The organism is Kitasatospora sp. NPDC004240 (assembly GCF_053603215.1).
In genome coordinates, this window is record NZ_JBSGFD010000137.1 from 1 (window position 1) to 24,189 (window position 24,189).

The 24,189-nt window shown below is 74.8% G+C and carries 19 protein-coding genes; 14 read left to right on the plus strand and 5 right to left on the minus strand.

Features of this window, described 5'->3' with window-relative positions; all coding sequences use genetic code 11:
- The 10 genes from ACWEQL_RS29540 to ACWEQL_RS29585 form a co-directional block, all read left to right on the plus strand.
- On the plus strand, positions 1-290 hold a 290-nt coding region (locus ACWEQL_RS29540), incomplete at its 5' end, for a glutamine amidotransferase-related protein (RefSeq protein WP_452153393.1).
- Positions 291-389: 99 nt separating this feature from the next.
- Positions 390-1,028 (plus strand): NUDIX domain-containing protein, encoded by a 639-nt coding sequence (locus ACWEQL_RS29545; protein WP_452153394.1) that lies wholly within the window; start codon positions 390-392, stop codon positions 1,026-1,028.
- Between the two features lie 354 nt (positions 1,029-1,382).
- The gene (locus ACWEQL_RS29550) at positions 1,383-3,530 is read left to right on the plus strand and encodes an AAA family ATPase (RefSeq protein WP_452153395.1); all 2,148 of its coding nucleotides are present in this window, start codon (positions 1,383-1,385) and stop codon (positions 3,528-3,530) included.
- Positions 3,531-3,847: 317 nt separating this feature from the next.
- A complete protein-coding gene (ald, locus tag ACWEQL_RS29555) occupies positions 3,848-4,963 on the plus strand; it encodes an alanine dehydrogenase (RefSeq protein ID WP_452153396.1) in 1,116 nt (371 codons plus the stop codon).
- A 656-nt stretch (positions 4,964-5,619) separates the two neighbouring features.
- The gene (locus tag ACWEQL_RS29560; RefSeq protein WP_452153408.1) at positions 5,620-6,687 is read left to right on the plus strand and encodes a ParA family protein; all 1,068 of its coding nucleotides are present in this window, start codon (positions 5,620-5,622) and stop codon (positions 6,685-6,687) included.
- Positions 6,684-7,454: a hypothetical protein gene (locus tag ACWEQL_RS29565; RefSeq protein WP_452153397.1), complete on the plus strand. Its 771-nt coding sequence runs from the start codon at positions 6,684-6,686 to the stop codon at positions 7,452-7,454. The genes ACWEQL_RS29560 and ACWEQL_RS29565 overlap by 4 nt, the downstream gene beginning before the upstream one ends.
- A 412-nt stretch (positions 7,455-7,866) precedes the next feature.
- Entirely contained in the window at positions 7,867-8,793 is a 927-nt protein-coding gene (locus ACWEQL_RS29570; protein WP_452153398.1) for a segregation and condensation protein A, read from the plus strand.
- Between the two features lie 380 nt (positions 8,794-9,173).
- Entirely contained in the window at positions 9,174-9,761 is a 588-nt protein-coding gene (scpB, locus tag ACWEQL_RS29575) for an SMC-Scp complex subunit ScpB (RefSeq protein ID WP_452153409.1), read from the plus strand.
- A gap of 69 nt (positions 9,762-9,830) precedes the next feature.
- Positions 9,831-11,189 (plus strand): pseudouridine synthase, encoded by a 1,359-nt coding sequence (locus ACWEQL_RS29580; RefSeq protein WP_452153399.1) that lies wholly within the window; start codon positions 9,831-9,833, stop codon positions 11,187-11,189.
- Positions 11,190-11,846: 657 nt separating this feature from the next.
- A complete protein-coding gene (locus ACWEQL_RS29585) occupies positions 11,847-12,830 on the plus strand; it encodes a helix-turn-helix domain-containing protein (protein ID WP_452153400.1) in 984 nt (327 codons plus the stop codon).
- Positions 12,831-12,866: 36 nt separating this feature from the next.
- On the opposite strand, the gene ACWEQL_RS29590 is transcribed toward ACWEQL_RS29585, so the two are convergent.
- From ACWEQL_RS29590 to ACWEQL_RS29600, 3 genes are all read right to left on the minus strand, one after another.
- Positions 12,867-13,229: a DUF952 domain-containing protein gene (locus ACWEQL_RS29590; RefSeq protein ID WP_452153401.1), complete on the minus strand. Its 363-nt coding sequence runs from the start codon at positions 13,227-13,229 to the stop codon at positions 12,867-12,869.
- 156 nt (positions 13,230-13,385) lie between these two features.
- The gene (locus tag ACWEQL_RS29595; protein WP_452153402.1) at positions 13,386-14,933 is read right to left on the minus strand and encodes a mucoidy inhibitor MuiA family protein; all 1,548 of its coding nucleotides are present in this window, start codon (positions 14,931-14,933) and stop codon (positions 13,386-13,388) included.
- A 3-nt stretch (positions 14,934-14,936) separates the two neighbouring features.
- Positions 14,937-17,012, minus strand: coding sequence for a DUF4139 domain-containing protein (locus ACWEQL_RS29600; RefSeq protein ID WP_452153410.1), 2,076 nt, complete (start codon positions 17,010-17,012; stop codon positions 14,937-14,939).
- A 413-nt stretch (positions 17,013-17,425) separates the two neighbouring features.
- Here ACWEQL_RS29600 and ACWEQL_RS29605 point away from each other — a divergent pair, with 413 nt between their 5' ends.
- From ACWEQL_RS29605 to der, 3 genes are all read left to right on the plus strand, one after another.
- Entirely contained in the window at positions 17,426-18,511 is a 1,086-nt protein-coding gene (locus ACWEQL_RS29605) for a prephenate dehydrogenase (RefSeq protein WP_452153403.1), read from the plus strand.
- 300 nt (positions 18,512-18,811) lie between these two features.
- A complete protein-coding gene (gene cmk / locus ACWEQL_RS29610) occupies positions 18,812-19,525 on the plus strand; it encodes a (d)CMP kinase (protein WP_452153404.1) in 714 nt (237 codons plus the stop codon).
- Between the two features lie 128 nt (positions 19,526-19,653).
- Entirely contained in the window at positions 19,654-21,108 is a 1,455-nt protein-coding gene (gene der / locus ACWEQL_RS29615) for a ribosome biogenesis GTPase Der (RefSeq protein WP_452153405.1), read from the plus strand.
- 171 nt (positions 21,109-21,279) lie between these two features.
- On the opposite strand, the gene ACWEQL_RS29620 is transcribed toward der, so the two are convergent.
- Both ACWEQL_RS29620 and ACWEQL_RS29625 read right to left on the minus strand, forming a co-directional pair.
- Entirely contained in the window at positions 21,280-21,807 is a 528-nt protein-coding gene (locus ACWEQL_RS29620) for a hypothetical protein (protein ID WP_452153406.1), read from the minus strand.
- A 430-nt stretch (positions 21,808-22,237) separates the two neighbouring features.
- Positions 22,238-23,101: a hypothetical protein gene (locus ACWEQL_RS29625; protein WP_452153411.1), complete on the minus strand. Its 864-nt coding sequence runs from the start codon at positions 23,099-23,101 to the stop codon at positions 22,238-22,240.
- A 637-nt stretch (positions 23,102-23,738) separates the two neighbouring features.
- Here ACWEQL_RS29625 and ACWEQL_RS29630 point away from each other — a divergent pair.
- Positions 23,739-24,189: transglycosylase family protein (locus ACWEQL_RS29630; protein ID WP_452153407.1), on the plus strand; the 451-nt coding region annotated here is incomplete at its 3' end.

Below are 24,189 nucleotides of genomic sequence, written 5' to 3' on the forward strand. Positions count from 1 at the left end.
TCGTGCGCGAGGTCTACGGCGGCGAGCCCTACGTCGAGGAGCGCCACCGCCACCGCTACGAGGTGAACAACGCCTACCGCGCCGACCTGGAGAAGACCGGCCTGCAGTTCTCCGGCCTCTCCCCGAAGGGCGACCTGGTCGAGTACGTCGAGTACCCGCGCGAGGTCCACCCCTACCTGGTCGCGACCCAGGCCCACCCGGAGCTGAAGTCCCGTCCGACCCGCCCCCACCCGCTCTTCGCGGGCCTGGTCAAGGCGGCCATCGAGATCAAGACCGCCACCGCCGAGTAGTCGGCGACCGGTCCGGTGACCGAACGGCGGCCCCGCGATTCCCGCGGGGCCGCCGTTCGGCGTTATAGATTGTGTCGTACTGACGAAAAGGGGAGAGCGATGGACGACCGGAAGATCTTCGACGTGGCCGAGGAGTGGGAGGTCCGGGGCAGCGAGACGCCGTTCCAGGGGCGGGTCACCGGCGTCCGCACCGAGGAGGTCCGGATGCCCGACGGCGCGTGGGCCCGCCGCGACTACCAGCTCCACCCCGGCTCGGTCTCCGTGCTCGCCCTCGACGACCAGCAGCGGGTGCTGGTGCTGCGCCAGTACCGCCACCCCGTGCGCCAGCGCCTGTGGGAGCTGCCGGCCGGCCTGCTGGACGTCCCGGGGGAGAACCCGCTGCACGCCGCCCAGCGCGAGCTGTACGAGGAGGCGCACTGCAAGGCCGGCACCTGGCGGGTGCTGGTCGACTTCTACACCTCCCCGGGCGGCACCGACGAGGCCCTGCGGATCTTCCTCGCCACCGACCTCGCCGAGGCCGAGGGCGAGCGCTACGCCGCCCACGGGGAGGAGCTGGAGATCGAGACCGCCCGGGTGCCGGTCGCCGAGCTGATCCGGCTGATCCAGGCCGGCGAGCTGCACAACCCCACCCTGATCGCCGGGACCCTCGCCGTGCACGCCGCCCTCACCGGCCCCGGCGGCCTGGACGCGCTGCGCCCGGCGGACGCGCCCTGGCCGGCCCGCCCGTACGACGGCTGACCGGCGCGGGCCGGCGGGCGGTCGGCGTATCCGGCTCCGCTCGTTCGGCCGGTTCGGTGGGCTCCGCTCGTTCGGCGGGCTCGGCCCGCCCGGTCGGTCTGGTCCGCCCGGCCGGTTCGGTCCGTTCGGATCGTTCCGCCGGGAGAAGTGACCCCGTGTCCGGGGAACCTATCGGCGGGTCGGTCCGTGGTTGATCCGCGGGGGTGATTTACCGGTTCGTACGACCGGATGTCACCCCCGCTGCGCCGGACGGTCGAACTACGCTTCGCACCAGGCCGCCCGCCCAGGGCCGCCTCCGCTGGGCGCCGGAACGACAGGTCGGGAGTGGCACGGGTGGCGAGGAAGACGGCGACGATGGACGCACGGCCCGAGGTGGACGGCCCCGGCCCGCAGCGGCTGCCCGCCGCCCCCACGCTGTTCGTCGGACGGCGGGGCGAACTCGCCGCCCTGCGGGCCGCCGCCGCCCGCCCGGCCGAGGGCCGCTCCACCGTCCTGGTGCTGGCCGGCCGTCCCGGCTCCGGGCGCACCACCCTCGCCGTGCGCTTCGCCGTCACCGTCGCCGCCGACTACCCCGACGGGGTGCTGTTCGCCCGCCTCTCCACCCCCGACGGCACCCGGGTGCCACCCGCCCGGGCCGCCCGCCGGCTGCTGGAACAGCTCGGCGAGGACACCTCCGGCCTCCCGTTGTCCGGCGGCGCCGAGGACGGCCGCGACGAGCCCGCCTGCGTGGCCCTGCGCGAGGCGCTCGCCGGGCGCCAGGCCCTGCTGCTGCTGGACGACGTCCGCGACGCCGGCCAGCTGTGGCCGCTGCTCGCCGACGAGCCCGGCTGTCTGGTGGTCGCCACCACCGCCGGGCCGCTCACCGGGATCGAGGACATCGACCCCTGCATCCTCGGCGGCCTCGACCGCCCGGCCGCCTCGGAACTCCTCGCCGACCTGGTCGGCGGCACCCGGATCGCCGCCGACCCGGTGGGTGCCGCGGACCTCGCCGAGGCCTGCGGCTCCGGCCCGGCCGCGCTGCGGCTGATGGCCGGGTGGCTGCGCGGCAACGGCAAGGCGGCGGTCACCGACGCGGCCCGTGAGCTGGCCGGGGTCACCGGCGCGGCGGCCGCCGACGGGAAGGCGGCGGGCGGCGGCGCCCGTACGGGACGGGCGGGGAAGGCGGGCCGTACGGGCCCCGCGGGCGGCGCGCCCGGCGCGAACGGTTCGAACGGGGCGAACGGTTTGAACGGGGCGAACAGCGCCGAGGGAAACGGCGGGAAGGCGGCCGGAGGAAAGGGGACACCGCCGGCGAAGGGAAAGGGGACAGGCGCCGAGCCCGTCGCCGCCCAGGGCCCGGCGGCCTCCGCCGGGGCCGAGGAGCCGGCGGACGGGGCGGCCACCGACCCGGCCGACTGGGTGCCGCCCGGTCCCGAGCCGGCCGAGCCCGTCCCGGTGCCCGACAACGACCCGCTGACCGGCGCCTTCACCCTCACGTACGCCACGCTGCCGGCCGCCCAGGCGCGGATGCTGCGGGTGCTCACCCTGGCCCCGGCGCAGACCGCCGACCTGCGTACGGCCTCCGCCCTGGTCGGCTGCCCGGCCCCCGAGGCGGCCGCGACGCTGGCCGCGCTCGCCGAACGGGAGCTGCTGGGGAAGGAGCCGCCGGCCGCCGACGGCACGCCCCGCTACCGGGTACCCGGGCGGCTGTACCCGCGGCTGGTCCGGCTGCGGGAGAGCGAGGACCGGCCCACCGAGACCGAGCTGGCCCGGGCCCGGTTGCTGGAACGGCTGGTCCGGCTCACCGACGCGGCGCGGGCCCTGCTGGACCCGGCCGCGGGCCCCGGCCCCGACCCGCTGCCCGGGCCGCTGCGGCTGCGCTCCGCCGTCCAGGCCCGGCAGTGGCTGCTCGGCGAGCGCGACCAGCTGCTCGGCGCCGTCGCGGACGCCATCGGCCAGGGCGACCTCGACGGTTCGGCGGGCCGGCTGGTCACCGCGCTGCTGCGGGCCCTGCCGCTGACCGGCGCCGCCGCGCCGGCCGACCTGTACCAGCTGCACGAGCTGGTGCTCACCGTCGCCGAACGCGGCGGCGCGCACCGCCGGGCGGCCGCCGCGCTGCTCAACCTGGGCGACCTGCAGTCCGCCGCGGACCGCTGGGAGCACGCGGTCGAGCACTACCGGGCGGCCCTGGAGCACGCCCGGACGGCCGAGGACGAGGCCGCCTGCGCCCGGGCCCTGGAGGGCGCGGCCGGCGGTTACCGGGCGCTCGGCGACGCGGTGCGCGCCGCCGACTTCTACGGCCGGGCGCTCGCCCTGCGGCAGTCGGCGGGGGACCGGCCGGCCGAGGCCCGGCTGCTCGCCCGGGTGGCGGAGGCGCACACCGCGCAGCGCCGCTTCGACGAGGCCGAGCGGGAGTACCGGGCGTCGCTGGCGGTGCTGCGCCGGGTGGGCGACGAGCGCGGTCTGCGGGTGGTCGGGGCCGCCCTCGCGGAGCTGCGGGAACGCCTGGAGGAGGGCTGGTGACGGGCCTCGCGGGGCGTGTCGCCGGGGTCCCGGAGACGGGTGCGCTCCGGGTGCCGAGGACCGGTTTCGGAGTAAAGTCAGATTTGCCCGGTTAGGGCGTCTTTGACAGGAAGATCGTCCGGGAAGCCTACGAACCTGCCAACGCGTCCGGCAAATTTATTCACTTTGGAAGGCTGACACGCCGCCTGGGCTTCATTACACTCGAACTCAGTCGCGCAGCGATACGTGCCCCGGCGTACCCGGAGGCTTCCCCACGTGCGCGTCGCCCGCCGGTCTTCTCCGGTAGGGACCCCCATGGCAAGAGGACGTGTTTAGCCGTGAAGGTCGGCATCCCCCGCGAGGTCAAGAACCACGAGTACCGCGTGGCCATCACGCCCGCCGGCGTGCATGAGCTGGTCCGCAACGGACACGAGGTCTACATCGAGGACAACGCCGGTGTCGGCTCCTCGATCCCCAACGAGGAGTACGTGGCCGCCGGCGCCACCATCCTCCCCACCGCCGACGAGGTGTGGGCCACCGCCGACCTGCTGCTGAAGGTCAAGGAGCCCATCGCCCAGGAGTACCACCGTCTGCGCAAGGGTCAGACCCTCTTCACGTACCTGCACCTGGCGGCCGACCGTGCCGGCACCGACGCGCTGGTCGCCTCCGGCACCACCGCCATCGCGTACGAGACCGTGCAGCTCGCCAACGGCGCCCTGCCGCTGCTCGCCCCGATGTCCGAGGTCGCGGGCCGGCTGGCCCCGCAGGTCGGCTCGTACCACCTGATGCGTCCGGTCGGCGGCCGCGGCGTGCTGCCCGGTGGCGTGCCCGGCACCCACCCGGCCAAGGCCGTCGTCATCGGCGGTGGCGTCTCCGGCTGGCATGCGGCCACCATCGCCATCGGCATGGGCTACGACGTGACCCTGCTCGACCGCGACATCAACAAGCTGCGCGAGGCCGACAAGATCTTCGGCACCAGCATCAAGGCGATCGCCTCCAACTCCCTGGAGCTGGAGAAGGCCGTCCTGGAGGCCGACCTGGTCATCGGCGCCGTGCTGATCCCGGGCGCCAAGGCCCCCAAGCTGGTCACCAACGAGCTGGTCTCCCGCATGAAGCCGGGTTCCGTGCTCGTCGACATCGCCATCGACCAGGGCGGCTGCTTCGAGGACTCCCGTCCGACCACGCACGCCGAGCCGACCTTCCCGGTCCACAACTCGGTCTTCTACTGCGTGGCCAACATGCCGGGCGCCGTCCCGAACACCTCCACCTACGCGCTGACCAACGCGACGCTGCCGTACGTCGTCGAGCTGGCCAACCGCGGCTGGAAGGACGCCCTGCGTCGCGACCCGGCGCTGGCCAAGGGCCTCAACGTGCACGAGGGCCAGATCACCTACGCCGCCGTCGCCGAGGCGTTCGGCCTGGAGTCGGTCGCCCTGGAGAGCGTCCTCGCCTGAGGTCGCCCCTGACCGGTGTCCGCCCGGCTGGCAGTGTTCGCCGGACGCGGACCCCGGACGCGGACCGGTGGCGGGTGCGACCCGTCCGTGCCGGGGTTCGGTCCCCTGAGGTCCGTTCTCCTTCGGGGCCCGTTCCCCCGGCCGGGGTCTCCCCCCGTCTCCCGTAACACCATCCGACCGGAGCGGCGCGCGGCTGTGACGCCGCCGCTCCGGGGCCGGCCGTCCCGCGCTGGACGGCTCCGTCGGCCCCCGACCCGTTCCCCTCGGGCCGGGGGCTTCGGCATGCCCGGTGACGACACCTTTAACGCGGGCTTAAACGGTCGGGTCGTTGTGTCGTCAATTTCTGTGGGTCGCGTCACCCGACCACAGAAACGTTAGGGTCAAGGGCCCGTCCATCCCTTGACAGAGGGTGGCCCGATAGTCGACACATCATGCCCACTACCGTGGATTGTGTTGCTGCGAACGCCTGGAACGGCCTAGAGTCGCAAACCGTCGGCATGCTGCCACGCTGACGAATCGACATAGAGTCCTGGATGCCCAAGGAGGTAAGACGACTTGTGAATGAGTCGACATTTGCTCCCGGGGGTGGTCAGCCAGGACTGGCGGAGCACGCCGCCGGCCAGACGAGTGTGGAGCCCGGGGCCCGGCAGCCCTCCGTGGGATCGGCCGAGGTCGGCTCGGTCGCCCTCCGTACTTTCGAAGCACGCCAGAACACAGCACAGGTGACCACGGTGACCGACTACGACGCCGACCTGCCGGCCCACGGCCTGGCCTACGGCGAGTTCGCCTACGGCGCCTACGACGACCCGGACGCCGAGTACGAGCCGGATCCGGAGTACGCCGCGACCCTGGCCCCCGACGCCGCGCGCCAGCGCCGCGAGCGCGTGGGGCCCACCGGCCGTCCGCTCCCGTACTTCCCGATCCCCGCGCCGGTGGCCGAGCACGGCCCCGCGCAGATCATCGCGATGTGCAACCAGAAGGGCGGCGTCGGCAAGACCACGTCGACCATCAACCTGGGCGCCGCGCTGGCCGAGTACGGCCGCCGGGTGCTGCTCGTCGACTTCGACCCCCAGGGCGCGCTCTCGGTCGGCCTCGGCGTCAACCCGATGGAGCTCGACGTCACCGTCTACAACCTGCTGATGGAGCGGGGCCTGACGGCCGATGAGGTGCTGCTGAAGACCGCGGTGCCGGGGATGGACCTGCTCCCCTCCAACATCGACCTGTCCGCCGCCGAGGTGCAGCTGGTCAGCGAGGTGGCCCGGGAGTCCGCGCTGGCGCGCGCCCTGAAGCCGCTGCTGCCCGACTACGACTACGTCATCATCGACTGCCAGCCCTCGCTGGGTCTGCTGACGGTCAACGCGCTGACGGCCGCTCACAGCGTCATCGTCCCGCTGGAGTGCGAGTTCTTCGCCCTGCGCGGCGTCGCGCTGCTCACCGAGACCATCGAGAAGGTCTGCGAGCGGCTCAACCCCGAACTGCGCCTGGACGGCATCCTGGCCACCATGTACGACTCGCGCACCGTGCACAGCCGCGAGGTGCTGGCCCGTGTGGTCGAGGCCTTCGGCGAGCACGTCTTCCACACCGTCATCGGGCGGACCGTGCGCTTCCCCGAGACCACCGTGGCCGGTGAGCCGATCACCACGTACGCGACCAACTCGGTCGGGGCCGCCGCCTACCGCCAGCTCGCCAGGGAGGTGCTCGACCGGTGCCGCCCCGCCGAGTGAGTCTCCCGGGTGCCGACGAGCTGTTCCGGACCACCGGCGGGATGGCGCTGTCGCCGTCCCTCGCGCCGCGTCCGGCCGCCGAGGCGCCCAGACCGGAGACCGCACGGGCCGCCGACGGCACGGACGGGAACGGTGGCGGTGCCCACGGCGCCGGTGTCCACGGTGAGGGTGGCCAGGGCGACGGCGGTCAGGGTGCGGGTGGTCAGGGTGCCGGTGTTCACGGTTCCGGTGGCTACGGCGCAGGTGTTCACGGTGCCGGGACGGGCGCCGCGGAGGAGGCCGCCGGCGAGGCCGGCCAGCCGCGCGAGCGCCGTCCCGAGCAGGACCGCTCCCCGTACGCCCCTCGGACGGGCCAGACCGGTGCGGTGCCCGCACCCGCGCAGCCGGTCGTCCCGCAGGTCCCGCCGGTCGTGCGGCAGTCCGCCGCCGGCGCCCCCAAGGCCGCGCCCGCCGGCCGTGCCGCCGTGCCGCCGGCCACCACCCGGCACGCCGCCGCCGAGGACCCGGCCGCCGCGGGCCGCGCCCGTCCGCGAGGCCGTGCCCCGCGCCGCCCGAGCGGCCGCGAGCGGCACGACGAGAAGATCACCGTGTACGTGTCGGCCGAGGAGCTCATGGACCTCGAGCACACCCGGCTGGTGCTGCGCGGCGAGCACGGGCTCGCGGTCGACCGCGGGCGCATCGTCCGCGAGGCCATCGCGGTGGTGCTGGCCGATTTGGAGCAGCGCGGCGAGGCGAGCATCCTGGTGCGGCGGCTGCGCGGGCGCTGAGCGCCCCTGACGGGGCGTGCGCGGCCTCCTGGGCGCGCCGGGGCCCCGTCGGAGGCTCCCGGGCTTCCCGGGGGCGTACGCGGGCCTGTGCGGGGGCGTACGCGGGCCTGTGCGGGGGCGTACGGGGCTTGTGGAGGCGCGCGGGCCTGCTTGGGCGCTTGCCTTTGCGCCCGGCGCTCGTACCTGGCTTCGCACCCGGCCCCGCGTCCTCCGCGGCGTGGCGTGGTGCGGGCGTGATGCGGGCGCGTGCCAGCACGGTGCCGGCGCGGCGTGTCGGCGGCCCCTGTGGGGGCCGCCCGGCGGGGCCGGGTGAAGATGGACCGTCATGCCGAACGTCCCCGAACCCTCCGTTCCCTCCACCGGCCCCGCTCCCGTCGCCGCCCCTGTCATGGCCCCGGTCACGGCCCCCGCCGTGGCTTCCGTGACGGCCTCGGCGGATGAGGGGCGCGGTGGCTTCCGGGTGCGGCTGGAGAACTTCGAGGGCCCGTTCGACCTGCTGCTGAGCCTGATCGCGAAGCACCGGATGGACGTCACCGAGGTGGCGGTGGCGACCGTCACCGATGAGTTCCTGGCGCACATCCGCGCCATGGGCCCGGACTGGGACCTCGACGCCGCCACCGAGTTCCTGGTGGTCGCCGCGACCCTGCTCGACCTCAAGGCCGCCCGGCTGCTGCCCGCCGCCGAGGTCGACGACGAGGAGGACCTCGCGCTGCTGGAGGCCCGCGACCTGCTGTTCGCCCGGCTGCTGCAGTACCGGGCGTACAAGCGGGCCGCCGCGCTGTTCGGCGAGCGCTGGGCCGCCGAAATGCTGCGCCGCCCCCGGACGGTCGGCCTGGAGCCCCGGCACGCCGAGCTGCTGCCCGAGGTGGTCATCACGGTCGGCGCGGAACGGCTGGCCGAGCTGGCGGCCCGGGCGATGGCGCCCAAACCCCGGCCGGTCGTCTACGTCGACCACATCCACACCCCGCCGGTCAGCGTCCGCGAACAGGCCGGGCTGGTCGTCGGCCTGCTCACCGAGCTGGGCGAGGCGACCTTCCAGCGGCTGGTCGCCGACGCGCCGGACACGCTGGTGGTGGTCGCCCGCTTCCTGGCGCTGCTGGAGCTGTACCGGGAGCGGGTGCTCGACTTCGACCAGTCCGAGGCGCTCGGCGACCTGCTGGTGCGTTGGGTGGCCGAGGAGGGGCACGGGCCGGTGGCGGTGTCGGACGAGTTCGAGTCGGACGGGGCGGGGGCTGCGGGGGGTTCGGCTTCGGCTTCGGCTTCGGAGGGTTCGGGGGGTGCGGGGGCTGCGGGCTCGGGGGGTTCCGGTGCGGCGGTGAGTGAGGCGGAGGGTCGATGAGCGCTGGTGCGGGGACGGGCGGACGGCCGGTGCGGCGGCCCCTCGGGGTGCCCGGGCAGCCCCGGGCGGAGGAGTGGCTGGAGCCGGCGGTGGGGCCGGTGGTGGGGCCGGCGGGGGCTCCCGAGGTCGTTCGGGAGACGGCCGAGGCCCCCGAGTCGGCCGAGTCGGCCGAGCCGGCCGCTCCGGAGGCCGTGCAGGTCGCCCAGGCAGTGCAGGCCGTGCAGGTCGTGCACCAGAAGTCGGCCCCGCCGACTTCCGGCGTCCGGCCCGCCGAGGAGCTCGCGGTGGTCGAGGGGCCGGAGCCGGGCGGGGAGCCGGAGCCGGGCGGGGAGCCGGAATCGGACGGGGTGTCGCTGCGGCCGGCGCTGGAGGCGATCCTGATGGTCGTGGACGAACCTGCCACCGAGGTGCACCTGGCCTCCGTCCTGGAGCGCCCCCGGGCCGAGGTCGCCGCCGCGCTGCGCGAGCTGTCGGCCGAGTACACCGCGCAGGGCCGGGGCTTCGACCTGCGGTTGGTGGCCGGCGGCTGGCGGTTCTACACCCGCGCGGAGTGCGCGCCGGCCGTGGACCGCTTCGTCCTGGACGGCCAGCAGGCCCGGCTCACCCAGGCCGCGCTGGAGACGTTGGCGGTGGTCGCGTACCGGCAGCCGGTGTCCAGATCACGTGTATCCGCCGTCCGTGGTGTGAACTGCGACGGTGTGATGCGTACCCTGGTACAGCGAGGACTGGTGGAAGAGGCCGGATCCGAGCCCGAAACAGGTGCGATCCTGTATCGGACGACGAACTACTTCCTGGAACGGATGGGGCTCCGCGGCTTGGACGAGCTGCCGGAGCTCGCTCCCTTCCTGCCCGAGGTCGACGACGTGGAAGCGGAGTCCCTGGAGGGCACGATGATCGCGGAGGCGGTCGCCGCCGCTGCCGCGCAGGCCGCCGGCGGCAGTGGCGAGGCCGATCGGGCTGCGCCTTGATCGGCAGGGGGTTGTGAGGTCGGCCGAAACGACCGCACATCCCAGACGGAACGACGTACGGACACTTTGATGCGTAGCAGTGGCAACGGCAGGAACAGCGGCGGCGGAAGCGGCCGGGGCGGACAGGGCGGGGCCCGGGGAGGCGGCTCCTACGGGGGCGGCGGTTCCTACGGCGGCGGCCGCGGCGGGTCGGGCGGGGGTTCGCGCGGCGGCTCGGGCGGCTCCTACGGCTCCGGCGGCGGCTCGTACGGCTCCGGCGGGGGTTCGCGGGGTGGCTCGGGTGGCTCCTACGGCTCGGGCGGCGGTTCGCGGGGTGGCTCGGGCGGCGGCTCCTACGGTTCGGGCGGTTCGCGGGGTGGCTCCTACGGCTCCGGCGGCGGTTCGCGGGGGCGGGACGACCGGCGCGATGACCGTCGGGACGACCGCCGCGACGACCGGCGCTACCCCGACCGTCCGCTGCGCCCCGAGGAGCGTCGCTACGACCGCCCCGAGTACGGCGGCGGCCCCAACGCCACCCCGGCCCGCGGCGGCTACACCGGGCGCCGGCCCGGTCCGGCCCCGCGTCCGCGCAAGGAGGGCCAGGGCGCCCCGGGTGACCCGCGCCGCCAGCCGCAGCGTTCGCGCGAGCTCCAGGCGCGGATCGAGGACGCCGTCCTCGCCCGCCACGACAAGCCGGCCGTGAAGCTGCCCAAGACCTTCGGCGAGCCCGAGGGCGAGCGCCTGCAGAAGGTGCTGGCCCGGGCCGGCGTCGGCAGCCGCCGCGCCTGCGAGGAGCTGATCGAGCAGGGCCGCGTCGAGGTCAACGGCCGACCGGTGACCGAGCAGGGCAAGCGGGTCGACCCGGTCAAGGACGAGATCAAGGTGGACGGTCTGACCGTCGCCACCCAGTCGTTCCTGTTCTTCGCGCTGAACAAGCCGGCCGGCGTGGTCTCCACCATGGAGGACCCGGACGGTCGCCAGTGCCTCGGCGACTACGTGACCAACCGGGAGACCCGGCTGTTCCACGTCGGCCGCCTGGACACCGAGACCGAGGGCATCATCCTGCTCACCAACCACGGCGAGCTGGCCCACCGCCTCACCCACCCCAAGTACGGCGTGACCAAGACCTACCTGGCCGCCATCCAGGGGCCGATCCCGCGTGACCTGGGCAAGCAGCTGGCCAAGGGTGTCGAGCTGGAGGACGGCTACGCCCGTGCGGACAGCTTCAAGGTGATCTCCAACGTCGGTAAGAACTACCTGGTCGAGGTGACCCTCCACGAGGGTCGCAAGCACATCGTCCGCCGGATGCTTGCCGAGGTGGGCTTCCCGGTCGAGAAGCTGGTGCGCACCCACTTCGGCCCGATCGCCCTGGGCGACCAGAAGTCGGGCTGGCTGCGCCGCCTGACCAACCCGGAGGTCGGCCAGCTGATGCACGAGGTCGGGCTGTAACGGTCGGCGAACGGTCGCGAGCGGCCGGCGAGCACGGTCTGTAGACCGGTCTGCATATTTTGGGGTCCGCCCCGGATATGTGGACCGGTCTACATATTTCTGGCTCGCGATGTTCCTGGTTCGTGCGCCGCGCCGCCGTGTCGCAAAGGCGCCGCGGCGCGCCAAGCCGCCGTGCTCTGCGCTGCCAAATCGCGGCGCCACCGTGCCATCGCCCCTACCGTGCCGCGCCGCGGACCTCGAAGTAGACCGGTCTACATAATTTCGGGCCCGCTCCAACTTCTGTAGACCGGTCTACATATTCCCCCGAGGCTGCGCTCCGTCCGGCGGTCCAGCGGCCCGCCGCCGGCCTCTCGCCAGTAGACCGGTCTACATATTTCCGCGCCCGCACCATCAATCAGTAGACCGGTCTGCATATTTTCCCCGGGCGAGGCCTTCCCCGCCGGGTGGCGGGGGAGGCCCTCACGCCGTTCGGCGGGGGTGCGGGGCGGTGGAGTGGGGTGAGTGGTGCCGAAGCTGTGAAACGGGACGCATCGGCAGGTCAGCCGCTTGTCAGCGCCATGATCCGTGGCAGAGGATTGCCACCGGTCCACGACCCGCCCGGTGGCGGGAATGCGCCATGCCCGGCGCCGGGACGAGAGGCGAACGGGGAGCGGCTTCGTGTCCGATGCACCACTCAGCGCGCTGGGACTGGCCGAGCCGGACGGGCAGGTCTATGCCGCGCTGGTGGCCAACCCGCAGTCGACGGCCGAGGACCTGGCCGAACAGTGCGGCCTGACGCTCCAGCAGAGCGCTCGCGCCCTGGACCGGTTGGCCCAGCAGGGCATGGCGACCCGGGCGCCCGTGGACCGCCGCCGCTTCCTGCCGGTCGCCCCCGACGTGGCGATCGGCACCCTGATAGGCCACCGCGAGTCGGAGCTGCGGCACGCCCGGGCCGAGATGCACCGCCTGATGGACGCCTTCCGCGAGGCCTCGCGCTACACAGACCCGGCGCACTCGGTGGAGGTGCTCACCGGCGGTGAGGCGATCGCCCAGCGGCTGGAGCACATCACCGAGACCAGCCAGTACCAGGTGCGCGGCTTCGACTGCCCGCCGTACATCCAGGACCCGGTGGCCAACATCCCGTTGCAGCGCGATCGGATGAAGGAGGGCCTGCGGTTCCGGACCATCTACGACCGGGAGGCGGTGGCCTGGCCGGGGCGGCTGGAGAAGAACATCCTGGTCGGCGTCGCGGACGGCGAGGAGGCCCGGGTCCGTCCGGTGCTGCCGATGAAGATGATGATGTCGGACGACCGGATGGCCATCATCCCGATCAGTTCCGGTGACAGCGTGCTGGACGCCGCGTACGTGATCCACCCCTCGGCGCTGCTGCAGGCGCTGGACACGCTGTTCGAGGCGGAGTGGGAGCGGGCCGTGCAGCTCCAGGCGGCGCTGGGCGCGGAGGACGGCGCACTGGAGCCGGAGGCCGACCACCGCAAGCTGCTGGGCCTGCTGGCGGCGGGCCTGACCGACGAGTCGATCGCCCGTTCGCTCGGCTGGAGCGCCCGCACCACCCAGCGCCGGCTGCAGAGCCTGATGCGCGAGCTGGGCGCCACCACCCGCTTCCAGGCCGGCATGGCGGCCCGGGAGCGGGGGTGGCTGTGAGGCCGCGCTGAGGTCCCGTCAACGACCGGGCCGGCGTCAGCTCCAGGGGGTCAGGCTCGCCCACCGTCCGTCCGGGCCGCGCTCGACCTTCTCCAGGCCGACCACGGCGTTGCGGTTCAGCCGCCCGTAGACGTGCGGGAACAGCACGCCGGGGGTGGCCCCGGGCGGCGGTGCGCCGTGCGGGGCCTCCCACCTGACCATCGGCTCGACCAACGCCTCCTCGATCAGCAGCACCATCAGCGGACCGCGGGTGTCGGCGAAGAAGGCGTTGGCCACCGCGAGCGCCGTCCGCTCGTCCGCCGAGCAGTGGATGAAGCCGTCGGTGAGCAGCGAGGCGGTGGCGTACGGCCGACCGGGGTCGGCCAGCCAGTCGTCCAGGGGGGCGAGGTGCAGGATCATGTTCCTGTTGTACCCGAGCGGCCGTCACGGAGGGCGGTAGCGGACGGTGTCACGGGGCGGACGGTGGTACGGGGCGGGCGGTGGTACGGGGCGGCCACCCGTCACGGGCCCGCCGCGAACAGCGCGCCCCCGCCTGCCCCCTACCGGCCGTCGAGGTCACAGCCCCGCCACCTTCGAGGTCGCCGACACCTCGTACACCAGGGTCACGGTGCGCCGGGCGCCCGGGCCGAGCGGGAGGTCCCAGCGGACGATGCCCTCGGCGTCGAAGGAGTCCGGCGCGGGTGAGCACTCCTCCTTGCGCAGCCGTACCTCGACCGCGGACACCTCGGAGACCGGGACGCGTTCGCGCACCGAGACCAGCTGCTCGTCGTGCTCCTCGGGGCCGGAGAACCGGGAGATGTGCAGCCGCACCGTGCGGGTGGTCAGCTGGCGCTGGCCCAGCCCGGTGGTGGAGCGGCGCTCCTCGGTCTCGCGGACCACGCGGTAGCCGTCGGAGCTGCCGAAGGCGAGTTCGGCGTCGGCGCCGGCCGCCGTGAAGGCCAGCGAGCCGCGGCCGGTGAAGCCGCTGCCGCGGACGAGTTCCACCGGCCCGGCGAGCAGCGCGTGGCCGGCCGCGTTGCGGAACCGGATGACCTGGGTGACCAGCGGGGACAGTTCGGGCGCGCAGGCGTACTCGCCGGCGGCGGGCACGGTGAAGGCGCCGAGCGGCACCCGGTGCGCACGGCCGTCCGAGGGCACGGTGGCCGGCACGGGCGCGCGCAGCACCCGGACCTCGCCGCCGTCGTCCACGCCCGGCACCGCCTCGGACGGGCCGAGCGTGCTGATCACCTCCTCGCGCAGCTCGACCTCGACGGTGCGGCGCTCCTCGGCGCTGCGCTCGCGCAGGGTCAGCCGGTCCTCGGTGAGGGCGGGCGGTTCGGCCGCCAGCGCGGAGCGGGCGGTGGAGAAGGTGAGCCGGGCGCCGGTCCAGTCCTCGCCGGTGCGCTGCCAGACCACGGCCTCGGACTCCAGCCGGAGCGTGCCCCCGTCGAGGGTGGCCCGGTAGGAGGGCCGCCACAGCGCACAGGGCACCAGGTGGCCGACGGTCAGTTCGGCGGGGCCGGCCTGCCGGGCCTCCACGGTGAGGTCGAGGTGGGCGACCAGCTCGGCCGGCCGCTCCTCGGCCAGGTCGAGCGCGGCGCGGGCCCGTCGGCGGTCCTCCTCCAGCTGCTCCAGCCGGGCGCGGACGGCGCGCAGCTCCTCGCCGTGGCGCTCGCGTTCCGCGTCCACCCGGTCGAGCTCGCGGGACCACCGGGCGCGTTCGACCTCGCCGCGGCCGGCGCCCTCGCCGATCTCGCGCAGCAGGTCGTCGGTCAGCTGGGCGAGCAGGGCCAGCCGGGCCTCCAGGCGGACGCAGCGGGCCTTCTCCCGGAGGTCCTCCTCGTCGAGCTCGTGCAGCCGGTGGCGCAGTGCGGAGTCCTCGGGGCCGGGCGGCTCCGGGGCGGGCGGGGTCCAGGTGCGGACGATCCGGGCGTCCAGGACGCGCACGCCCTCGGTGTCGGAGTGGGCGCGCAGGGTGCGGTCCACGGCGAGCGCGGTGACCGGGCCGAACCGCAGCCGCCGCACACCGGCCGGGAGGTCGAGGGTGACGGTGCGCTCGATGTGGCCGCGGTCCTCCAGGCAGGTGACGGCGGTGACCGAGAGGGGGACGGCGGTGCTGGTCATGGGTCAGTTCCTCCGGTTTCCGCCGACGATGGCCTTTCCGGCCGGGATACGGATCTCGAAGCCGCCGTGGAGCTCGGCACGGCCACCGGGCGGCAGCTCGACGCGCCAGATCCGGGTGCTCGCGGGGACCTCCGGGGAGGGCTCGGCGGGCGCCCGCCAGTCGGCCCGCTCCTCGATCCTGACCTCGGCGTCGGACGTGACCGGGACCCGTTCGCGGACCTCCACGGTCACCGGGTGCCCGAGCCGGTTGGCCAGCTCGACGTGCACCCGGTGATCCAGCACGGTGCTGCTGTTCAGCATGCCCGCCGTGGACTCCCGCAGCTCGGTGCGGCGCGCCACCTCGATGCTCTCGGTGACGCCGAGGCCCAGACGGCGCACACCGCCGGGCGCCAGCGTGGGCAGACCCGCGGTGAGCAGGAACTCGCCGTCCACGGTCACCTCGACCGGCCCGGCGAGGATCGCCTGCGCGGTGCTGTTGGCGACCAGCAGCGTCCCGTACACCTTCTCCTCGACGGAGGGGACGGTCAGGTACTCGGGGCGCAGTGAGACCGGGATCTCGGTGACGGTGACGGTGTGCCAGACGCCGTCCGAGGGGATGTCGGCGGGTGCGGTGGCGTCGAAGCGGTGGTCGAAGGAGCCGGCCGAGATCCGCGGCGGCACGCAGTACCGGGGGATCGGCAGGTCCAGGCCGGCGGCGGGGGCGGCCGGGGGCGCGGCGTCGGGGTGCAGCCGGCCGCGGCGGGCGCCGCCCGCCTCGGCGCCGGCCAGGACGAGCGCCGGGTAGTCGAGCAGCGTGGCGTCGGGCACCGGCGGGCCGGCCGGGGCGGGTTCGAAGCCGGGTGCGGCGCCGACGCTCATCTCGGCGAGGAGGTCCGGCGCGCCGGCGAAGCCCTGCGGGGCACCGCCGCCACCGCGCGGGCGGCCGCCGGGCCGGGCGCTGCGGGCGGCCATCGGCTTCGGCGGCGGACCGCCGGGCGCGGGCATCGCCGCGGCCGGCGGGGCGCCGTAGCCCGCGAAGGGGCCGCCGGGTGCGGCGGGCATCGGCGGCGGGGACGGTACGGGCGAGGGCGGCAGCGGCGCGACCGGGGCGGCGACGGCCACCGGTGCGCCGGCGGCCTGGCCCGTACGCTCGCGGCGCCCGGCGGAACGGGAGGCGACGGGGACGGGACGCGGGCCGGCCGTCTCGTACCCGGTGAACAGGTCGGCCAGGCCCTCCGGGGGCTCCCGCCAGCCGGAGGGCGCCGGGGCGGGCTGGCTGCGGCCGATCCGCAGCGAGCGCAGCTTGGGCAGGTCGGTGCGGCGCTGGAGGTCGGCGGTGGAGAGGGCGAGGCGCACGCCCGTCCAGTCCTCGCCGGTGCGCTGCGCCACCGAGGCGCGCAGCACCAGGCGTCCGGTGTCGTCGCCGCGGCGGTAGGAGAGCCGGTAGGCGGGCAGCCAGCGGGCGGTGGGGACGCCGTACTCCAGTTCCAGCTCGACCTCGTCGGCCGCGCCGGCCTCCCCGGCCGCGCCGGTTGCGGCGGTGCCGGTCAGGGTGAGCAGGACGGTCGCGGAGGTCTCGACGGGTTCGGCGCGCTCGGCGCCGAGGGCGCGGGCCAGCCGCTCCGACAGCACCTTCGCCTCGTGGGTGGCCCGTTCCAGCTCGCGGGCCAGCTCCCGGCCGCGTTCGTGCAGCACGGTGAGGCGCTCGTCGACGAACTCGGCCAGCTCCAGCCAGGCCTCGGCCGGGGTCCGGCGGTGCGGCTCGTCGCGGTGGCGCGGCGGCGGTACGGCGCGCAGCGCGGCGACGGCCCCCGCGGCCTTGCGGTTGCGCTCCAGACGCTCGCGGGCCGCGTCCTCGCGGTCCCAGGCCTCGTCCGACAGGCGCTGGATCTCCGGGAGGTCCGCGCGGGCGCGCACCGCGGCGACGGGCTCCAGCCGGGCCTCGGTGACCGCGAGGCCGTCCGGGCCGCGCACCACCCGGGCGCGCAGCGAACGGGCGTCGAGCACCTTGGGCAGGCCGGTCAGCCGCAGCCGCCCGTCCGCCGGGACGCTCACCCGGGCCCGGCGGCGGCAGACCGCCCCGGCCGCGTAGACCACCACGGAGTCGAGCTCCGACGGGAAGCCGGGTGGCCGTTCGTCCGGTACCGCTGTGTTCTTCTCGTCCACCCCGCGTGACCCCTTCGCTCGCGTCGCGCCCGCCTTCGGGCGCCCAGTCTGCCCCGCCCCGGGCCGGACGTCCCCCGATTTCGTCCCGGTCCGGTCCGCGCGTGGCGTGTGTGGTGTGCGAGGAGTGGGACGGGCCCGGCGGCGGGACGGTTGCGCCGGGTGGACGGGTGTCCGGACGGGTGCCCCGGAGGGTTTCCGGGCAGGTGGGTGCGCGGGTGTGCGAACGGGCCCGGAGCCGGCGGTCCACGCCGTAGGGGCCGGTGGTGGACGGTTGCGCCCGGGGCGGCGGGGATGCGAGAGGATGGGCGGGCACGCCCCGGCCGTTCGGACAGGAGACCTAGCCCGCCATGCGCACTGCCGTCGTCGTCGGTACCGGACTCATCGGCACCTCCGCCGCACTCGCCCTCACCGGGCGGGGGCTGACCGTCCATCTGGAGGACGCCGACCCGGACGCCGCCCGGACGGCCGCCTCGCTCGGCGCCGGCACCACCGAACCGGCCGACGGCCCGGTGGATCTGGCGATCATCGCGGTGCCCCCGGCGTTGGTCGGCACGATCCTGGCGGACTGCCAGCGGCGCGGACTGGCCCGCTGCTACACCGACGTGGCCAGCGTGAAGGCCGGTCCGCGCGCCGAGGTCGCCGCGCTCGGCTGCGACACCGTCCACTACATCGGCAGCCACCCGATGGCCGGCCGCGAGCGCTCCGGCCCGCTGGCCGCCCGCGCCGACCTGTTCGAGGGCCGGCCGTGGGTGCTCACGCCCACCGCCGACACCGACACCGAGACCCTGAACGCGGCCCTGGAACTGGTCGCGCTCTGCGGCGCGATGCCGATCGTGATGGACGCCGCCGCCCACGACCGGGCCGTCGCGCTGGTCTCGCACGCCCCGCAGCTGCTGTCCTCGCTGGTCGCGGCCCGTCTGGAGCACGCCGACGAGACCGCCATAAGGCTCTCCGGCCAGGGCGTGCGCGACGTCACCCGGATCGCCGCCTCCAACCCGGGCATGTGGGTCGACATCCTCTCCGCCAACGCGGGCGCGGTCGCCGACATCCTGGAGGAGGTTGCGACGGACCTCGGCGAGACGGTCACCGCGCTGCGCGCCATGCAGGCCGCCGAGGAGGGCGAGCGCCGGGCCGGCGCGGCCGGCATCGAGGCGGTCATGCGCCGGGGCAACACCGGCCAGTCCCGGATCCCCGGCAAGCACGGGGCGCCGCCCACCCGGTACGAGACGGTCGCCGTCGTCCTCGGCGACCAGCCCGGTGAGCTGGGCCGTCTGTTCGGCGAGGTCGGCGCGGCCGGGGTGAACATCGAGGACGTCACCATCGAGCACTCCACCGGCCAGCAGGTCGGCTTCGTCCAGCTCTCGGTCGCCCCGGCGGCGGTCCGGCCGCTCACGGCTGCCCTGCGCGAGCGCGGCTGGAGCGTACGGGACTGAGGCCGTCGCGGGGCGGCTTGCGGACGGGGCGCCGCGGGGGCCGGCCGGGGGCCGGCCGGGGGCCGCCCGGCGGGGGCGGACGGGGCCGTGAGCGCCGCCCGGCGGGGCTCCGGGACCGGGGACGCCGGAGGCCGGACGGGTACGGGTCGCGGGTCGACTAACCTTGATGCGGTGCACCCGTGTGCCCGCGCGCCGGGAGCACGGGGACCATCGCGCCGTCCGAGGGCGCACCACCGGGATCCGCACCACCCGAGATCCACCCGGGATCGCAGAGATCGAAAGCCAGAGAGAGGTTCTGCCGTGGACACTGCCGACCGAGCGAACGCCCCGGTCGTCGTCGCCATCGACGGACCCTCCGGCTCCGGCAAGTCGACCGTCTCCCGGGCGGTCGCCGCCCGGCTGGGGCTGAGCTTCCTGGACACCGGCGCCATGTACCGGGCGATGACCTGGTGGATGCTGGCCAACGAGGTGGACGTGGACGACGCGGAGGCGGTGGCCGTCGCGTGCGGCAAGCCCGTGATCGTCTCCGGGACGGACGCCGACGGGCCGACGATCACCGTCGACGGCCAGGACGTCGCCCTCCCGATCCGGGGCCCCGAGGTGACCGCCGCGGTCAGCGCGGTGGCCGCGGTGCCGGCGGTGCGCGCCCGCCTGGTGGAGCTGCAGCGCGGCTGCGCCGACGTCGCCGAGCGCGGCATCGTCGCCGAGGGCCGGGACATGGGCAGCGTGGTGTTCCCGGAGGCCACCGTCAAGGTGTTCCTGACCGCATCGGAGACCGCCCGCGCCGGGCGCCGGGCCGCCGAGCTGCGGGCCAAGGGCCTGGACGAGGCCACCATCACCGCGATGGCCGCCGACCTGGCCCGCCGGGACGCCGCCGACTCCTCCCGGGAGACCGCGCCGCTGACCCAGGCGGCCGACGCCGTCCTGGTGGACACCAGCGAGCTCACCCTGGAGCAGGTGATCGACCGGGTCACCGCCCTGGTCGAGGAGCGTGCCGGGCTGTCCTCGGTCTGAGTCGCCCCCCCGCGCGTCGCGGCCCGCGACGCGCTCCCGTACATAGAGGTACTCGCGCTGCCCGCACCGGGCAGGTACGCACGGCACGCCCCTGGGAAGGGCCGGGCCGGGAAACGGAAAACACGAACATGACCGCAGAGCACTCCACCGCCGGCCACGGCGAGCTGGACGCCGCCGAGTACGCCGAGTTCATGGCCCTCGCCGCCGAGGAGGGGTTCGACCTCGACGACGTCGACGGCCTCGGTGACGGCGCCCACGGCCCGCTGCCGGTGCTGGCCGTCGTCGGCCGACCCAACGTCGGCAAGTCGACCCTCGTCAACCGCATCATCGGCCGCCGCGAGGCCGTCGTCGAGGACAAGCCCGGCGTCACCCGCGACCGCGTCACCTACGAGGCGACCTGGAACGGCCGCCGCTTCAAGGTCGTCGACACCGGCGGCTGGGAGATCGACGTCCTCGGCATCGACGCCATGGTGGCCGCGCAGGCCGAGCTGGGCATCGAGCAGGCCGACGCGGTGATGTTCGTGGTGGACGCCACCGTCGGCGCCACCGACACCGACGAGGCCCTGATCAAGATCATCCGCCGGGCCGGCAAGCCGACCGTGCTCTGCGCCAACAAGGTCGACGGCCCCTCCACCGAGGCCGAGGCCGCCTACCTGTGGTCGCTCGGCCTGGGCGAGCCGTACCCCGTCTCCGCGCTGCACGGCCGCGGCTCCGGCGACCTGCTGGACGCCGTCATGGCCGCCCTGCCCGAGGCCCCGCCGCAGACCTTCGGCGACGCCGCCCCCGGCGGCCCGCGCCGCGTCGCGCTGATCGGCCGGCCCAACGTCGGCAAGTCCAGCCTGCTCAACAAGGTCGCGGGCGAGGAGCGCGTGGTCGTCAACGAGCTGGCCGGCACCACCCGTGACCCGGTCGACGAGCTCATCGACCTCGGCGGCAAGACCTGGAAGTTCGTCGACACCGCCGGCATCCGCCGCCGGGTCCACCTGACCGCCGGCGCCGACTTCTACGCCTCGCTGCGCACCGCCGCCGCGCTGGAGAAGGCCGAGGTCGCGGTCGTCCTGATCGACGCCAGCGAGACCCTGGCCGAGCAGGACACCCGGATCATCTCGATGGCCGTCGAGGCCGGGCGCGCCGTCGTCGTCGCGTACAACAAGTGGGACCAGCTCGACGAGGAGCGCCGCTACTACCTGGAGCGCGAGATCGAGCGCGACCTCGTCCAGGTGCAGTGGGCCCCCCGGGTCAACGTCTCGGCGCGGACCGGCCGGCACATGGAGAAGCTCGTCCCGGCGATCGAGACCGCGCTGGAGGGCTGGGAGACCCGGATCCCCACCGCCCGGCTGAACGCCTTCCTCGGCGAGCTGGTGGCCGCCCACCCGCACCCGATTCGCGGTGGCAAGCAGCCGCGCATCCTGTTCGGCACCCAGGCGGGCACCCGTCCGCCGCGGTTCGTGCTGTTCGCCTCGGGCTTCCTGGAGGCCGGCTACCGGCGGTTCATCGAGCGCCGGCTGCGCGAGGAGTTCGGCTTCGTCGGCACGCCGATCTCGATCTCGGTGCGGGTGCGCGAGAAGCGTCGCAAGAAGTGACCGTGGGACGGTCCGGTGTTTTGACGGTCCGATGGGCTGACGGCCCGATGGGCCGATGGACTGACGGCCTGATGAACTGACGGTCGTGCGACGAGGGCCTCGGCGGGAGACCGCCGGGGCCCTCGTGCGTGCGCCTCGCGGCGGGTCGGCTCGGCGGGTCGGCGTGGCCCGTCAGCGCTGCTCGGCGCCGCGGCCCGGAGGCAGCGACAGCAGGCTGCGGTGCCGGCCGCCGGCGCTCGCGCGCGGTGCCGGGGGAGCGGGGACCGACTGGGGCACCGGGCCGAGGTACCCCGCCGCCACCCAGCCCTGGCCGGTGGAGGCCTGGCCGGTGGAGACCTGAGCGACGGAGACCTGAGCGACCGAGGACCGGTCGGTGTCAGCCTCCCCGGCGCCATCGCCCGTGCCGGCGGTGTCGGCCGCGCCGGCGGGGGTCGGCGAGCTGGTCTGCTGGCTCGGCATGAACTGCGGCGTGCCGAGCGACTGGCCGCCGTAGGTGTGGAAGGACTGCTGCTGCGGATACGTCCGGGGATCGGTGAGCGCCGGGTAGCCGTCACGGACGGCGAACCCGGTGAACTTCAGGTTCTCCTCGCCCGAGCGGTCGCCCGGCAGCGCCCGGAACAGCCGGCGGTACTCGGAATACAGCTCGTCGTAGATCGGCGTCGTGGAATGCGGGTGCTCCGCGTCGTACGACGGGCGCATGCCCGGGATCGTCCGAGATGCGGCGGGGCGGCGGTGGGGTGCGGAGACGTCGTAGCTGTACACACAGGGGCCAACGAGCGAGACGGGCCGGGGATGCGGGGCGCGGCGGGCCGGGCGGAAGGCGGTCCGCGCCGGTGGGGCGCGCGGGGGTGTGCGGGGGCGCGTGGGGGTTGGTCCGGCGATTGCCGGAGGTCGCGGAAGGTTGCGGGGGGTCGCGCGCGGGGGCGTGGGATGCGGCAGGACGTGGGCTGGGCATGGCGGGATGTGGCAGGGCACGGCGGGATGTGGCAGGACGTGGCGGGCCCGCCCGGACCGGGTGGTCCGGGCGGGCCCGGGGTGCGAGATCTGCATGGAGGTGTGTGGGGCGCGCGGGGTGCGGTCGGCGCGGGGATGCCGTACGAACCCCGCGCCGACCGGTTCGGCGTACGGCTCAGGTGCCGGCCAGCGGCAGGGAGGCGGCGACGACCTGGCCCTGGGCCACCGTGCGCTCCAGCGCCAGGCGCAGCAGGTCCTCGCGGGGCTGGCGGCCGACCGTGCCCGCCGGCACCGCGTACATGGTGACCTCGGAGAGCTGGGCCGCCGCCATCCGCCAGGCGTCGGTGACCTGGAGCGGCTGGTGCGCCTGCCACCAGCCGGTGCTGCCGCCGGCGGCCGCGGGCTGGAGGATCGCGTGCAGCTTGCCCATGGCGACCAGGACCGACCAGCCGGGCAGCGGGTCCGGGGTCCGGTTGAGGTCGCTGACCGGCTGGAAGCCGGCGTCCTGGAGCAGGTCGAGGAACTCGTCGGTGCCCGAGGTGTTGCCCGGCCGGCCGACCGGCCCGGTGGGTTCGACGACCAGGGCGGCGTGTCCGGTGTCGCCCTGGAGGACCAGCCCGCAGGTGATGCCGAGGATGGCCGCCTGGCCGGGCGCGGTGGGCTGGGCCGGCGGCTGCGGGGCGGGGGCGGGCCGGTCGTAGTGGTCCGCCCCGGCGGGCACGGCCTGGCCCGGGATGGCGGCGACCGGAGGGGTGCCCGGCGTGTCGCCCTGGGCCTGGCTGATGCTGCGCACCGCGCCGAGCAGCTGCTCCTCGGAGACCGGGACCACCTGGGAGGGGATGCAGCGGGAGTGGGCGAAGGCGAGCACCGCGGTCTCCTCGCCGACGAAGAGCACCGTGCTGGTGGCCTCCTGGTGCGAGTCGCCGGGCGTGCGGCAGGAGGTGCACTCGTAGCTGTCGGGCGCGTGGGCGCCGCCCAGCAGGCGGTCGGCCTCGTCGTCGCCGATCTCGGCTCGGACCTCGTCGCTGACGTCGAGCATGCGCGGCACGGATGACTCCTCGGGTTGGCGGTGCGCGGGTGGTGGTTGGTGCGTGGTGGTGTTCGGCGGACGGTTCGGCGTTCGGCCGCCCTTTCCAACGGGCCCCTGTGTCAGGGGTCACGGGTGGGTGCCGGGGGTGACGGGTATTGCCCGGGATTCGATCGCGAGGCGTGTTCGGCTGCTCGCAAACTGTCGATCTCGGTGCCGTGGCTGCCGGAATCAAACTGTGAGGTGGGCCACGCCGGATGGATGTTTGATCTAGTAAATGACGGTCAAATCGGACAAATCGCCCATGATTGCAAGGTCTTTACCGCCGGTAACGCCGCACTGAGCTGGGGAGACCCCGAAATGTTTGGATCCTCGGCGTACGACTCGTAGCTTCATTGGCGGTGCAACGAGCACCACCCGGGATCACCCCCAAGCACGGCCCGCCGGCTCGAACCCGGCGCGAGCAGTGCCCGCCGATGCGGCCGGTCGAAGCGCGAACGCCTCGAACGGGACGCCGGTGCGAGGCGGGTGGCCGGGGCGGCGCGGCACGTCGGACACGTGCACGGCCGCCCGTCGGACGAGGCGAGCGAAGCCGGCCCATCGAGGGCCTGGTTCCGCATGCCCGCCCGGGGCTGTCGAGAGGAACCCCATGACCTTCCGTAACGAGACCGCCGCTGCCACCTCCACCGTCACCACCAAGCGCAACCGCGTGCGGATGGCTGTCGTGGCGGGCGCCGCTGTCGCGGCCCTGCCGGTGGCCGGCCTCGTCACGGCCACCTCGGCCTCCGCCGCGTCCGTCTCCACCTGGGACGCCGTCGCCCAGTGCGAGAGCGGTGGCAACTGGGCCATCAACACCGGCAACGGCTTCTACGGCGGCCTGCAGTTCACCTCCAGCACCTGGGCCGCCTTCGGTGGCACCGCGTACGCCTCGCAGGCCAACCTGGCCACCAAGGCGCAGCAGATCGCCGTCGCCGAGAAGGTCCTCGCCTCCCAGGGCCCGGGCGCCTGGCCCGTCTGCTCCGTCAAGGCCGGCCTGACCAAGGGCGGCGCCCCGGCCGCCGTCGACACCGCCGCCCCGGCCGCCGCCAAGCCGGCCGACT

Excerpts from the sequence above, each read along its gene's own strand:
- ACWEQL_RS29545 (WP_452153394.1), top strand. The coding sequence starts at position 390 with ATGGACGACCGGAAGATCTTCGACGTGGCCGAGGAGTGGGAGGTCCGG.
- ACWEQL_RS29550 (WP_452153395.1), top strand. The coding sequence starts at position 1,383 with ATGGACGCACGGCCCGAGGTGGACGGCCCCGGCCCGCAGCGGCTGCCC.
- scpB (WP_452153409.1), top strand. The coding sequence starts at position 9,174 with ATGGTCGTGGACGAACCTGCCACCGAGGTGCACCTGGCCTCCGTCCTG.
- ACWEQL_RS29580 (WP_452153399.1), top strand. The coding sequence starts at position 9,831 with ATGCGTAGCAGTGGCAACGGCAGGAACAGCGGCGGCGGAAGCGGCCGG.
- ACWEQL_RS29590 (WP_452153401.1), bottom strand. The coding sequence starts at position 13,229 with ATGATCCTGCACCTCGCCCCCCTGGACGACTGGCTGGCCGACCCCGGT.
- ACWEQL_RS29595 (WP_452153402.1), bottom strand. The coding sequence starts at position 14,933 with ATGACCAGCACCGCCGTCCCCCTCTCGGTCACCGCCGTCACCTGCCTG.
- ACWEQL_RS29605 (WP_452153403.1), top strand. The coding sequence starts at position 17,426 with ATGCGCACTGCCGTCGTCGTCGGTACCGGACTCATCGGCACCTCCGCC.
- der (WP_452153405.1), top strand. The coding sequence starts at position 19,654 with ATGACCGCAGAGCACTCCACCGCCGGCCACGGCGAGCTGGACGCCGCC.
- ACWEQL_RS29620 (WP_452153406.1), bottom strand. The coding sequence starts at position 21,807 with ATGCGCCCGTCGTACGACGCGGAGCACCCGCATTCCACGACGCCGATC.
- ACWEQL_RS29625 (WP_452153411.1), bottom strand. The coding sequence starts at position 23,101 with ATGCTCGACGTCAGCGACGAGGTCCGAGCCGAGATCGGCGACGACGAG.